This is a genomic window from Burkholderia sp. BCC1996, assembly GCF_905339955.1.
Taxonomy (GTDB): domain Bacteria; phylum Pseudomonadota; class Gammaproteobacteria; order Burkholderiales; family Burkholderiaceae; genus Burkholderia.
Map to the genome: position 1 here is coordinate 205,592 of NZ_CAJPHM010000004.1, position 13,472 is coordinate 219,063.

A 13,472-nucleotide genomic window follows, 5' to 3' on the forward strand; every position below is an offset into this window, starting at 1 on the left:
GGGTGCCGCACGGCTGCGGGCGGGCGCCGACGGCGCGCGGCTCGCAGCGGACGATTATAACGTGACGCAATGCGGTCGCGGCCCGCCGGAACGGCGGCCGGGCCGCTCGAATAAAGGGTAGCGAATCAAATGAATAACGCGGTACGCGGCAGCCTGCCGACGCTGGCCATCCTGATCGGCGCGTCGGTATGGGGCCTGATCTGGTATCCGCTGCGGATTCTCGCGTCGCTCGGGCTCACCGGCACGCTGGCGAGCGCGCTGACGAGCGTGGTCGCGTTCCTGTTCGTGGTCGTCGTGCGGCACCGCACGATCGCCACGCTGCGCTGGCACTGGGTGCTGCCGGGCATCGCGATCACGGCGGGCGTGACCAATCTCGGTTTCGTGTGGGGCACGATCCACGGCGAAGTGCTGCGCGTGATGCTGCTGTTCTACCTGACCCCGGCATGGACCGCGATCTACGCGCATTTCCTGCTGCGCGAGCGGCTGACCTGGGCCGGCGCGGCGCTCGCGGCGCTGTCGATCGGCGGCGCGATGCTGATGCTGTGGTCGCCGCAGCTCGGCGTGCCGCTGCCGGCCAACCCGGCCGAATGGGCGGGGCTCGCGGCCGGCCTGAGTTTCGCGATGAGCAACGTGCTCGTGATCAAGGCGAGCCGCGAGCTGCCGGAGATGCGCGCCGAGATGCGCACGGCGACGCTGTTCGGCGGCGCGGCGGTGTTCGGCGCGGTCGCGTCGCTGTTCGAGGGGCTGCCGGCCGCGCCGGCGGGAAGCCAGCTCGGCGTCGCGGCAGCGATCATCGCCGCGATCGGCGTGACGATGGCCGCCAACAACCTGCTCGTGCAATACGGGCTCGCGCGCGTGCCGGCGAACCGCGCGTCGATCATCATGCTGTTCGAGATCGTGATCACCGCGCTGTCGGCGTGGGTGTTCGCGAGCGAACTGCCGAGCGCGCGCGAGTGGGCGGGCGGCGCGTGCATCGTGCTGGCGACGCTGCTGTCGAGCCGGGTCCATCGTGCCGCGCCGGCATCGGGCAAACCCGGCGACGGGCGGGACGGCGCACGCGCGATGGTATGATGGAAGCCGTTTGCGGGGCCCAACGCTTGAGATGCGCGCGGCCCCGCTTTTGAATTCCGGGGCGCATCGCGCACACGGGCCGTCCGGCCCCGCGCGTCGCGGCCCCGTCCGTTTCACCTCTTCTTCACATCCGATACCGCCGTGCGTCTGAGCTCGATCAAACTCGCTGGCTTCAAATCCTTTGTCGATCCCACGCATTTCCAGGTTCCGGGCCAGCTTGTCGGCGTGGTGGGCCCGAACGGGTGCGGCAAGTCCAACATCATCGATGCCGTGCGCTGGGTGCTCGGCGAGTCGCGCGCGTCCGAGCTGCGCGGCGAGTCGATGCAGGACGTGATCTTCAACGGCTCGACCGCCCGCAAGCCCGGCAGCCGGGCCAGCGTCGAACTGATCTTCGACAACTCCGACGGCCGCGCGGCCGGGCAGTGGGGCCAGTACGGCGAGATCGCCGTGAAGCGCGTGCTGACGCGCGACGGCACGTCGAGCTACTACATCAACAACCTGCCGGCGCGCCGCCGCGACATCCAGGACATCTTCCTCGGCACGGGCCTCGGGCCGCGCGCGTACGCGATCATCGGGCAGGGCATGATCGCGCGGATCATCGAGGCGAAGCCGGAAGAGCTGCGCGTGTTCCTCGAGGAAGCCGCGGGCGTGTCGAAGTACAAGGAACGCCGCCGCGAGACCGAGAACCGCCTGCACGACACGCGCGAGAACCTGACGCGCGTCGAGGACATCGTCCGCGAGCTCGGCGCGAACCTCGAGAAGCTCGAGGCGCAGGCCGTCGTCGCGACCAAGTACAAGGAACTCGTCGCCGACGGCGAGGAGAAGCAGCGCCTGTTGTGGCTGCTGCGCAAGAACGAGGCCGCCGGCGAGCAGCAGAAGCAGCAGCGCGCGATCGAACAGGCGCAGATCGACCTCGAGGCGCAGACGGCGAAACTGCGCGAGGTCGAATCGCAGCTCGAGACGCTGCGGGTCGCGCATTACTCGGCGAGCGACGCGATGCAGGGCGCGCAGGGCGCGCTCTACGAGGCCAACGCCGAAGTGAGCCGCCTCGAGGCCGAGATCAAGTTCATCGTCGAATCGCGCAACCGCGTGCAGGCGCAGATCGCCGCGCTGAACGCGCAGCGCGAGCAATGGCGCGCGCAGGCCGAGAAGGCGCAGGACGAGCTCGAGGAAGCCGAAGAGGCGCGCGCGATGGCCGACGAAAAGGCCGCGCTCGCCGAAGACAACGCGGCTGCGAAACACGACGCGCTGCCAGCGCTCGAGGCGAAATGGCGCGATGCGCAGGCGCAGCTCAACGACGAGCGCGCGCGGATCGCGCAGACCGAACAGTCGCTGAAGCTCGAGGCTGCGCACCAGCGCAATGCCGACCAGCAGCTCCAGCAGCTTCAGCAGCGCCACGAGCGCCTGAAGTCCGAGGCGGGCGGGCTCGACGCGCCCGACGAGGCGCAGCTCGAAGAACTGCGCATGCAGCTCGCCGAGCAGGAAGAAATCCTCGCCGAAGCGCAGGCGCGCCTCGCCGATGCGCAGGAAACGGTACCGCGCCTCGACGGCGAGCGCCGCGCGGCCCAGGAGCGCGTGCAGGCCGAAAGCGCGCAGATCCACCAGCTGGAGGCGCGGCTCGCCGCGCTCAAGCAGCTGCAGGAGAACGTGCAGACCGAAGGCAAGATCCAGCCGTGGCTGGACAAGCACGAGCTCGGCGCGCTGCCGCGTCTCTGGAAGAAGCTGCACGTCGAGGCCGGCTGGGAAGCGGCGCTCGAGGCCGTGCTGCGCGAGCGCCTCGCCGCGCTCGAAGTGTCGAATCTCGACTGGGTGAAGGCGTTCGCGACCGATGCGCCGCCCGCGAAGCTCGCGTTCTACGCGCCGCCCGTGGCCGGCGAGCCGCCGGCCGCCGCAGCCGGGCTGCGCCCGGTGCTGTCGCTCGTGCGCATCGACGATGCAGGCATCCGCGCGGTGCTGAACGACTGGCTCGGCAACGTGTACGTCGCCGACGACGTCGCGCAGGCACTCGCGACGCGCGCGCAACTGCCGGCCGGCGGCGCGTTCGTCGTGAAGGCCGGCCACATCGTCACGCGTGTCGGCGTGCAGCTGTACGCGGCCGATTCGGAGCAGGCTGGGATGCTGGCCCGCCAGCAGGAGATCGAGAACCTGACGCGCCAGGTGCGCGCGCAGGCGCTGCTCGCCGACGAGGCCCGCACGGCGGCGGTGCGCGCGGAAGCCGCACACACGCAGGCCACGCAGGCGCTCGGCGACGTGCGCGCGCAGGCCGAACGCGCGACCCAGCGCGTGCATGCATTGCAGATGGACGTGCTGAAGCTCGCCCAGGCGCATGAACGCTACACGCAGCGCAGCACGCAGATCCGCGAGGAACTCGAGGAGATCGGCGCGCAGATCGACGAGCAGCGCGCATTGCGCGCGGAATCGGAAGCGAACTTCGAGCGCTTCGATGGCGAACTCGCGGAACTGCAGGCGCGCTTCGAGGACAACCAGCTCGCGTTCGAGGCGCTCGACGAATCGCTGACGCAGGCGCGCCAGGAAGCGCGCGACCTCGAGCGCGGCGCGAACGACGCGCGCTTCGCCGCGCGCAACGCAGTTACGCGCATCGATGAACTGAAGCGCAGCATCCAGGTCGCGCACGAGCAGAGCGAACGCGTCGCCGCGTCGCTGGAAGACGCGCGCGCCGAACTCGAAACGATCAACGAGCAGACCGCGCACACGGGCCTGCAGGACGCGCTCGAAATTCGCGCGGTGAAGGAAGAGGCGCTGCAGGCCGCGCGGATCGAACTCGACGACCTGACCGCGAAGCTGCGCGCGTCGGACGAGCAGCGTCTCGTCGCCGAGCGTTCGCTGCAGCCGCTGCGCGACCGCATCACCGAGCTGCAGCTGAAGGAGCAGGCCGCGCGCCTGTCCGTCGAGCAGTTTGCCGAGCAGCTCGCGGCGGCCGAGGTCGACGAGGAAGCGCTGCGCGAGAAGCTGACGTCGGACCTGAAACCGTCGTACCTGCAGGGCGAGGTCACGCGCCTGAACAACGCGATCAACGCGCTGGGTCCGGTCAACATGGCCGCGCTCGACGAGCTGAAGGCCGCGAGCGAGCGCAAGGTGTTCCTCGATGCGCAGTCGGCCGACCTGACCGACGCGATCACGACGCTCGAGGATGCGATCCACAAGATCGACCAGGAAACCCGCACGCTGCTGCAGGGTACCTTCGACGAGGTCAACCGTCACTTCAGCGACCTGTTCCCGCGCCTGTTCGGCGGCGGCCAGGCGAAGCTGATCATGACGGGCGACGAAATCCTCGATGCGGGCGTGCAGGTAATGGCGCAGCCGCCGGGCAAGAAGAACGCGACCATCCACCTGCTGTCGGGCGGCGAAAAGGCGCTGACCGCCACCGCACTGGTGTTCGCGATGTTCCAGTTGAACCCGGCGCCGTTCTGTCTGCTCGACGAGGTCGACGCGCCGCTCGACGACGCGAACACCGAGCGTTTCGCGAATCTCGTGCGCGCGATGTCCGACAAGACGCAGTTCCTCTTCATCTCGCACAACAAGATCGCGATGGAGATGGCGCAGCAACTGATCGGCGTGACGATGCAGGAGCAGGGCGTGTCGCGGATCGTCGCGGTGGACATGGAAACCGCCGCGGGTTTTGCCCAGAATTGACGTTTGAAGAAACCGGACCGCGTTCGCGCGGCGCATGGGCGCCCGTTCGCGGTTCCGACGAACAAGAATTGCTGATGGAGCGTGCATGGACGAGTTGACACTCGGTTTGATCGGCGCGGGCGCCGTCGTGGTGGGCGGCGTCGTGGTCTACAACGCGTGGCAGGGTGCGAAGGTGCGGCGCAGGATGCCGCGCCCGATGCCGGAAGAGGCGGTCGAGGCGATGAATCGCCCCGAGCGCGACGAAGAGCTGCCGTTCATCGAGCCGGTGCGTCAGCCCGCACGCCGCGAGCCCGCGGCGCCGGCACCGGCCGCCGCCGCCGCGAGCGCGCCGGTCGAAGCCGCGCGCGTCGAGCCGACCTTCGGCGGCGTGGCGCCTGCCGACACGCCGGCCGACCTGCAGGCCGAAGCCACCGGGGGCGACGCGCCGTCGGGGTCGACCGAATCGGCCGAGCAGGCCGTCGACGAAGCAGCCGCCGCTGCGCAGGAAGCGCCGGCCGCCGCCGCATCGCACGAACCGGCCGAACCCGTGCTGCCGGCCGCCACGACGATTTCGTCGGCGCCGCCCGCGATCGTCGACCGCCGGATCGACTGCATCGTGCCGATTCGCCTCGGCGCGCCGCTGCCGGGCGACAAGATCCTGCCGGCCGCGCAGCGGCTGCGCCGCGCGGGCAGCAAGCCCGTGCATATCGAAGGCAAGCCGGAAGGCGGCCAATGGGAGCTGCTGCAGAACGGCGTGCGCTATGAAGAGCTGCGCGCGGCCGCGCAGCTCGCGAACCGCAGCGGCGCGCTGAACGAGCTCGAATTCTCCGAGTTCGTGACGGGCGTCCAGCAGTTCGCCGACACGATCGACGGCGCACCGGAATTCCCCGACATGATGGAGACGGTCGCGATGGCGCGCGAACTCGACGGCTTTGCCGCGCAGTGCGACGCGCAGTTGTCGATCAACGTGATGTCGGACGGCGCGCCGTGGTCGGCGAACTACGTGCAGGCCGTCGCGTCCCAGGACGGGTTGCTGCTGTCGCGCGACGGCACGCGGTTCGTGAAGCTGGACGCGAAGCAGAACCCCGTGTTCATGCTGCAGTTCGGCGACACGAACTTTCTGCGCGACGACCTGACCTACAAGGGCGGCAACATGATCACGCTGGTGCTCGACGTGCCGGTCGCCGAAGAGGACATCCTGCCGTTCCGGCTGATGTGCGATTACGCGAAGTCGCTGTCCGAGCGGATCGGCGCGCGGGTCGTCGACGATTCGCGCCGGCCGCTGCCGGAATCGACGCTCGTCGCGATCGACCAGCAACTGATGAAGCTGTACGCGAAGCTCGAGGAAGCGGGCATCCCGGCCGGTTCGCCGGTCACGCGCCGTCTCTTCAGCCAGTAACGCGTTGCACGGGCGGCGGCCTGACGTGCCGTCGCCCGTCGGTCGCTGCTGCAGTGCACACACACCGCCTGGGTGTGCTGCAGCGGGCCTGCGCGGCACGCATCGCGCGCCCCCGTCGCGGCGTCAAACTGAGATAATCGAACATCCGATTTTTCAGAACGAATCTGCCGCCAGCATGGCCCGAACCCAAGCCGAACCGCCAGCCAGCCAGCCCGACGCGCGTGCCGCGTGGCTGCGCGACCAACTCGAGCGGGCGAATTACGCCTATTACGTGCTCGACCAGCCGGACCTGCCCGACGCCGAATACGATCGGCTGTTCGGCGAGCTGCAGCAACTCGAAACCGATCATCCCGAACTCGTGACGCCCGATTCGCCGACGCAGCGCGTCGGCGGCGAAGTGGCGGGCGGTTTCACGCCGGTCGTCCACGACGCGCCGATGCTGTCGCTGAACAACGGTTTCGCCGACGAGGACATCGTCGCATTCGACAAGCGCGTCGCCGATGCGCTCGACAAGACGACCGATCTCGCCGGCTCGGTGACGGACCCGGTCGAATACGCGTGCGAGCTGAAGTTCGACGGGCTCGCGATCTCGCTGCGCTACGAGCAGGGCGTGTTCGTGCAGGCGTCGACGCGCGGCGACGGCACGACCGGCGAGGACGTGACCGAGAACGTCCGCACGATCCGCTCGATCCCGCTGAAGCTGAAGGGCAAGCATGTGCCGGCCGTGCTCGACGTGCGCGGCGAGGTGCTGATGTTCAAGCGTGATTTCGCACGCCTGAACGAACGCCAGCGCGCGGCCGAGCAGCGCGAATTCGCGAACCCGCGCAATGCGGCGGCCGGCAGCCTGCGCCAGCTCGACCCGAAGATCACCGCGCAGCGTCCGCTGTCGTTCTTCGCGTACGGGGTCGGCAGGCTCGACGGGATGCCGATGCCGGACACGCACAGCGCGCTGCTCGACTGGTACGAAACGCTCGGCCTGCCGGTGAACCGCGAACGCGCGGTCGTGCAGGGCGCCGATGGCCTGCTCGGCTTCTTCCGCAAGGTCGGCGAGAAGCGCGAGTCGCTGCCGTACGACATCGACGGCGTCGTCTACAAGGTGAACCGGCGCGACGAGCAGGACCGCCTCGGCTTCGTGTCGCGCGCGCCGCGCTTCGCGCTCGCGCACAAGTTTCCGGCGCAGGAAGCGCTGACGAAGCTGGTCGCGATCGACGTGCAGGTCGGCCGCACGGGCGCGATCACGCCGGTCGCGCGGCTCGAGCCCGTGTTCGTCGGCGGCGCGACGGTGACCAACGCGACGCTGCACAACGAGGACGAAGTGCGCCGCAAGGACATCCGGATCGGCGATACCGTGATCGTGCGGCGCGCGGGCGACGTGATCCCCGAGGTCGTCGGTGCGCTGCTCGATCGGCGGCCGGCGGACGCTGCCGAGTTCGTGATGCCGACCGAGTGCCCGGTGTGCGGTTCGAAGATCGAGCGCCTGCCGGACGAGGCGATCGCGCGCTGCACGGGCGGGCTGTTCTGCCCGGCGCAGCGCAAGCAGGCGCTGTGGCACTTCGCGCAGCGCCGCGCGCTCGACATCGACGGGCTCGGCGAGAAGATCATCGATCAGCTCGTCGAACTGAATCTCGTGCGCACGCCGGCCGACCTGTTCAATCTCGGTTTCGCGACGCTTGCGGAACTCGACCGGTTCGCCGAGAAGTCCGCGCAGAATCTGCTCGACTCGCTCGAGAAGGCGAAGCACACGACGCTCGCGCGCTTCATCTACGGGCTCGGGATCCGCCATGTCGGCGAATCGACCGCGAAGGATCTCGCGAAGCATTTCGGGTCGCTGACGCCGATCATGGACGCGTCGATCGAGGAACTGCTCGAAGTGAACGACGTCGGGCCGATCGTGGCCGAGTCGATTCACCAGTTCTTCGCGGAAGAGCACAACCGCACGGTGATCGAGCAATTGCGCGCGCCCGGCAAGGTCACGTGGCCCGAAGGGCCGCCCGCGCCGAAGGCGCCGCAGGGCGTGCTCGCCGGCAAGACGGTCGTGCTGACGGGCACGCTGCCGAACCTCACGCGCGACGCGGCGAAGGAGATGCTCGAAGCGGCCGGCGCGAAAGTCGCGGGCTCGGTATCGAAGAAGACGGATTATGTGGTCGCGGGCGCCGACGCCGGCAGCAAGCTCGCGAAGGCCGAGGAACTCGGCATCCCCGTGCTGGACGAAGACGGACTGCACCAACTCCTGGAGGGCAACACGCCATGATTCGCGAGATCCTGAAGATGGGCGATCCGCGCCTGCTCGAAGTCGCCAAGCCGGTCGAGCGGTTCGACACCCCCGAGCTGCACGAGATCGTCGCGGACATGTTCGAGACGATGCATCACGCGAACGGCGCGGGGCTCGCCGCGCCGCAGATCGGCGTCGGGCTGCAGATCATCATCTTCGGCTTCGGCAGCAACAACCGTTATCCGGACGCACCGCCGGTGCCCGAGACCGTGCTGATCAACCCGAAGCTCGAGTACATGCCGCCGGACATGGAAGAGGGCTGGGAAGGCTGTCTGTCGGTGCCGGGCATGCGCGGCGTCGTCAGCCGCTACGCGAAGGTGCGTTACAGCGGCTTCGACCAGTTCGGCGCGAAGCTCGACCGTGTCGCGGAAGGCTTCCATGCGCGGGTCGTCCAGCACGAATACGATCACCTGATCGGCAAGCTGTATCCGATGCGGATCACCGACTTCACGCGCTTCGGCTTCACCGAGGTGCTGTTCCCGGGGCTCGATCCGGCAGCCGACGACTGACCTTGATGCGGCTGCGCGCGCCGCGTTGCGTGTGGTTTCGTACCGGATATGAAAAAGCCCGCTTGCGCGGGCTTGTTTCATGGTGCGGCACGCAGCGCGTGCCCGCTGTCAGAACGACTCGTCGGCCGACAGGTAGCGCCATTGCCCCTGCGGCAGCGCGCCGAGCATCACGCGGCCCATCCGCACGCGCTTCAGGCCGATCACTTCGAGACCGACCAGTTCGCACATGCGGCGGATCTGGCGCTTCTTGCCTTCACGCAGCACGAAACGCAGCTGTTCGCCGTTCTGCCAGCTGACCATCGCCGGCTTCAGCGGGACGCCGTCGAGTTCGAGGCCGTGGCGCAGCTTCGCGAGCGATTCCGCGGGGAAGTGCTGGTCGATGTCGATCAGCCGTTCGCCGAAGCGCACGCGCACCAGATACTCCTTGTCGATGTCCGACTGCTCGCCGATCAGCTGCTTGGCGATCACGCCATTCTGCGTCAGTACGAGCAGGCCGGTAGAGTCGATGTCGAGCCGGCCGGCCGGCGCGAGCGCGTGCAGGTGCTGCGGCGAGAAGCGCAGCGGCGAGCGGTCGCCGCTCCACTGGTTGGCGCGCGTGATCAGCACCGATGCCGGCTCATAGCCGTCTTCCGCCTGACCCGACACGTAGCCGACCGGCTTGTGCAGCAGGATCGTCACCTGCGCGGCCTGCGCGGCGCTCGCGCGCTCGTCGATCTCGATCTTCTGGTCCGGGCGGACCTTGGTGCCGAGCGTGTCGATGCGTTCGCCGTCGACGAGCACCCAGCCCTTTTCGATCCACTCGTCGGCTTCGCGGCGCGAGCACAGGCCGAGTTCGGACATGCGCTTCGACAGGCGCATCAGGCCGGTTTCGTCGCCGTGGTCGACTTCGGCCGCCGCGCGCTTGACCGGTTGCGCGGTCTTGACCGCACCGAACGAGCGGCGTTCGCCGTCGCGTGCGGGGCGTGCCGGGCGGTCGCCGAAGCTGCGCTTCGCACCTTCGCCGGCTGCCTTGTCGCGATAGGACGGGCGCTTGCCTTCATCGGCGCCTGCGCGGCGCGGGCGGGCGTCGTCATCACGACGCGGCGGGCGATCGGACGACGTGCGACGGTCGCCGAAACTGCGTTTTGCGCCTTCGCCGGATGCGTTGTCGCGATAGGGCGCACGTGCGCCGCCTTCGCCACCCGCGCGACGCGGACGTGCATCGTCGTCGCGACGCGGCGGGCGATCGGACGACGTGCGACGGTCGCCGAAACTGCGTTTTGCGCCTTCGCCGGATGCGTTGTCGCGATAGGGCGCACGCGGGCCGCCTTCGCCACCCGCACGACGCGGACGTGCATCGTCGTCACGACGGGGCGGACGATCTGAAGACGTGCGACGGTCGCCGAAACTGCGCTTCGCCCCTTCGCCGGATGCGTTGTCGCGATACGGCGCACGTGCGCCACCTTCGCCACCCGCGCGACGCGGACGTGCATCGTCGTCACGGCGCGGCGGACGATCCGACGACGTGCGACGGTCGCCGAAGCTGCGCTTCGCCCCTTCGCCGGATGCGTTGTCGCGATACGGCGCACGTGCGCCGCCTTCGCCACCCGCGCGACGCGGACGTGCATCGTCGTCACGACGGGGCGGGCGATCCGACGACGTGCGACGGTCGCTGAAGCTGCGCTTCGCCCCTTCGCCGGCTGCGTTGTCGCGATACGGCGCGCGCGTGCCGCGTTCGGCACCGCCCTCACGCGGCGCACGCTTGGCCGGTGCGCGATCCGCGCCCGGGCGCTCGGCGCCTGCCGCGCCGCGCGGCTTGAACGAGCGTTCGCCGGCGGCGGCCGGCGCGGCCTTCTTCGGGCGCGCCGGCTTGTCGCCTGCGGGTAGCGCGGCGGGGCGCACCGCCTTGCGGGCGACGAGGCTGCCGGAGCGGACAGGGGCGCGGGTCGGCGACGCCGGCTTCGGATTCTTGACGGTTAATTTGGTGCGCATAAACGCTGGGATTCATTCAGACTGCGATCGCGCGCAGCAATTCGGTTTCGAGCTGGATCTGCAGGCGGTTGTCGGACAGGCCGGCACCGTCGAGCAGGAAGATGTCCTCGACGCGTTCGCCGAGCGTATTGATCCGCGCCGCGTGGACGCCGACCTGATGCTCGGCCAGGACGCGCGCGATCGAATAGAGAAGGCCCGGCCGGTCGTTGGCGGACACGGACAGGATGTAGTACTGGCCGCGCTCGTCGGCCCGGAGGTCGACGCGCGGCGTGATCGGAAACGTCCGCGACAACCGCGACAGGCGGCCCTTGGACGGCTCCGGCAGCGACGCGGTTTCGGCAAGGCGCGCCGCGAGTTGCTGTTCGACGAGATTCGCGATGTCGCGGTAGCGCACGTCGCGTTCGGTCTGCGTGACGATGAAGTTGTCGAGCGCATAGCCGTGCCGCGTCGTGCTGACGCGCGCATCGAGCACCGACAGCCCGTTGCGGTCGAAGTACGCGCAGATGCCCGCGAACAGGTCGGGGCGGTCCTTCACGTACACGAGCACCTGCAGCGCGTCGCCGATCGGCGACGGCCGCGCGCGCACGATCGCGGTCTCGGCGTTCACGTGCCGGTACAGCACGCGCGTCTGCCATGCGATGTCGGCCGCGTCGTGACGCAGGAAGAAGCCGACGTCGAGCTGGTCCCACAGCGCGCGGTGCGCGTCGTCGGGCACGGTCTCGAGGCGCAGCAGCGCGAGCGCCTGCTCCTGCCGCGACTTCAGTTCCGAATGCGCGTCGGGGTTCGCTCCGCCGAGCACCGCGAGCGTGATGCGGTACAGGTCCTCGAGCAGCTTGCCCTTCCACGTGTTCCACACCTTCGGGCTCGTGCCGCGGATATCGGCGACGGTCAGCAGGTAGAGCGCGGTGAGGTAGCGCTCGTTGCCGACGACTTCGGCGAAGCGCTTGATGACTTCCGGGTCGCTCGTGTCCTGCTTCTGCGCGACCTGGCTCATCGTCAGGTGATGCTGGACGAGCCACACGATCAGCGATGCGTCGTCGCCGGTGATCCCGTGCTCGCGGCAGAAGCGCCGCGCGTCGGCCATCCCGAGCGTCGAGTGGTCGCCGCCGCGGCCTTTCGCGATGTCGTGGAACAGCGCCGCGACGTACAGCACCCACGGGCGCTCGAAGTTGCCGATCAGCTGGCTGCAGAACGGGTACTCGTGCGCATGCTCGGCCACCGCGAAGCGGCGGATGTTGCGCAACACCATCAGGATGTGCTGGTCGACCGTGTACACGTGGTACAGGTCGTGCTGCATCTGGCCGACGATGCGGCGGAAATTCAGCAGGTAGCGGCCGAGCACGCTCGTCTGGTTCATCAGCCGGAACGCATGCGTGATGCCTTCGGGCTGCTGCAGGATCTGCATGAACGTGCGGCGGTTCTGCGGATCGCGCCGCCACGTGTGGTTCATGATCTCGCGCGAGTTGTAGAGCGCGCGCAGCGTGCGGGCGGACAGGCCCTTCACGCCGCGGGTCGCCTCGTACAGCAGGAACGCCTCGAGGATCGCGTCGGGATGGCGTTCGAACACGCCGTCGTCGACGATCTCGAGCATGCCCTGTTTCTCGACGAAGCGATCGGGCGACAGCACGCGCGTGATGCCGCTCGTCGCGGGGAACAGCTGCGCCTCGATGTTCTGGATCAGGATCGTCGCCAGCTGCGTGACCGCTTTCGCGGCCCAGTAGTAGCGGCGCATCAGCTGCTCGCTCGCGCGCTTGGCCTGCGTCGGCCGGTAGCCGAAGCTCTCGGCGGCCTGCGTCTGCAGGTCGAACACGAGCATGTCTTGGCGGCGCCCGGCGATCACGTGCAGCCGCGCGCGCAGGGTCTTCAGGAATCCTTCGTTGCGGCGCAGCTCGCGCGCTTCGCGATCGGTGATGAGGCCGCGCGTGTCGAGCTCGCGCCAGCTGCTGCCGAAGCCGGCCGCGCGCGCGATCCACAGGATCGTCTGCAGGTCGCGCAGGCCGCCGGGGCTCTCCTTCACGTTCGGCTCGAGGCTGTACGGCGTGTCCTGGAACTTCGCGTGGCGCTGGCGCATCTCGAGCACCTTCGCGGTGAAGAAGGCGCGCGCGTCGAGCGCCTCGTGATACCGCACGGTGAAGCGTTCGAACAGCGCGGTGCTGCCGACGATGCGGCGCGCTTCGAGCAGCGAGGTCTGCACGGTGACGTCCTGCGACGCCTCCTCGATGCATTGCTCGACCGTGCGCACGCTGCTGCCGATCTCGAGGCCGAGATCCCACGCCATCCCGATGAAGCGCTCGATCCGCGCGTCGAGCGCCGGGTCGTGCGCATCGGGCAGCAGCACCAGGATGTCGACGTCGGAGTGGGGCGCGAGCTCGCCGCGCCCGTAGCCGCCGACGGCGACGAGCGCGAGCGTCGCGGGCAGCCCGCAGTCGTCCCACACGCGCTTGAGCGCATCGTCGGTGAGTCTCGACAGCGCGTGCATCAGCGATGTGACGTTCGTCGCGCTGCGAAAGCGCTCGAGCAGGTCGGCCTTGGCGGCCTTGAATTCGGCGCGCCGCGACAGCGCTGCGGGCGAGGGGGCGGCGTGAGCGCTCATGGGCGGCCGTTCAGGTCAGCAGGT

Annotated in this window: 7 protein-coding genes; 5 read left to right on the forward strand and 2 right to left on the reverse strand. The window is 69.1% G+C overall.

The window, feature by feature from the left end:
• Positions 1–129 precede the first annotated feature (129 nt).
• The 5 genes from U4Z64_RS07155 to def all read left to right on the forward strand — a co-directional run bounded on the left by U4Z64_RS07155 (position 130) and on the right by def (position 8,884).
• Positions 130–1,071 (forward strand): DMT family transporter, encoded by a 942-nt coding sequence (locus tag U4Z64_RS07155; RefSeq protein ID WP_044847937.1) that lies wholly within the window; start codon positions 130–132, stop codon positions 1,069–1,071.
• A gap of 141 nt (positions 1,072–1,212) precedes the next feature.
• A complete protein-coding gene (smc, locus tag U4Z64_RS07160; protein ID WP_321819543.1) occupies positions 1,213–4,725 on the forward strand; it encodes a chromosome segregation protein SMC in 3,513 nt (1,170 codons plus the stop codon).
• An 85-nt stretch (positions 4,726–4,810) separates the two neighbouring features.
• The gene (locus U4Z64_RS07165) at positions 4,811–6,103 is read left to right on the forward strand and encodes a cell division protein ZipA C-terminal FtsZ-binding domain-containing protein (protein ID WP_321819544.1); all 1,293 of its coding nucleotides are present in this window, start codon (positions 4,811–4,813) and stop codon (positions 6,101–6,103) included.
• Between the two features lie 175 nt (positions 6,104–6,278).
• Positions 6,279–8,354 (forward strand): NAD-dependent DNA ligase LigA, encoded by a 2,076-nt coding sequence (ligA, locus tag U4Z64_RS07170; protein WP_321819545.1) that lies wholly within the window; start codon positions 6,279–6,281, stop codon positions 8,352–8,354.
• Complete coding sequence (gene def / locus U4Z64_RS07175) at positions 8,351–8,884, forward strand: peptide deformylase (protein WP_044847933.1); 534 nt, start codon at positions 8,351–8,353, stop codon at positions 8,882–8,884. The genes ligA and def overlap by 4 nt, the downstream gene beginning before the upstream one ends.
• Positions 8,885–8,992: 108 nt before the next feature.
• Here def and U4Z64_RS07180 read toward each other — a convergent pair whose 3' ends face one another.
• Together U4Z64_RS07180 and U4Z64_RS07185 are read right to left on the reverse strand one after the other, a co-directional pair.
• Positions 8,993–10,855: a pseudouridine synthase gene (locus U4Z64_RS07180; RefSeq protein WP_321819546.1), complete on the reverse strand. Its 1,863-nt coding sequence runs from the start codon at positions 10,853–10,855 to the stop codon at positions 8,993–8,995.
• 16 nt (positions 10,856–10,871) lie between these two features.
• Positions 10,872–13,448, reverse strand: a complete 2,577-nt coding sequence (locus U4Z64_RS07185; RefSeq protein ID WP_044843776.1) for a [protein-PII] uridylyltransferase — start codon at positions 13,446–13,448, stop codon at positions 10,872–10,874.
• Positions 13,449–13,472 lie beyond the last annotated feature (24 nt).

Excerpts from the sequence above, each read along its gene's own strand:
- U4Z64_RS07155 (WP_044847937.1), top strand. The coding sequence starts at position 130 with ATGAATAACGCGGTACGCGGCAGCCTGCCGACGCTGGCCATCCTGATC.
- U4Z64_RS07165 (WP_321819544.1), top strand. The coding sequence starts at position 4,811 with ATGGACGAGTTGACACTCGGTTTGATCGGCGCGGGCGCCGTCGTGGTG.
- ligA (WP_321819545.1), top strand. The coding sequence starts at position 6,279 with ATGGCCCGAACCCAAGCCGAACCGCCAGCCAGCCAGCCCGACGCGCGT.
- def (WP_044847933.1), top strand. The coding sequence starts at position 8,351 with ATGATTCGCGAGATCCTGAAGATGGGCGATCCGCGCCTGCTCGAAGTC.
- U4Z64_RS07180 (WP_321819546.1), bottom strand. The coding sequence starts at position 10,855 with ATGCGCACCAAATTAACCGTCAAGAATCCGAAGCCGGCGTCGCCGACC.
- U4Z64_RS07185 (WP_044843776.1), bottom strand. The coding sequence starts at position 13,448 with ATGAGCGCTCACGCCGCCCCCTCGCCCGCAGCGCTGTCGCGGCGCGCC.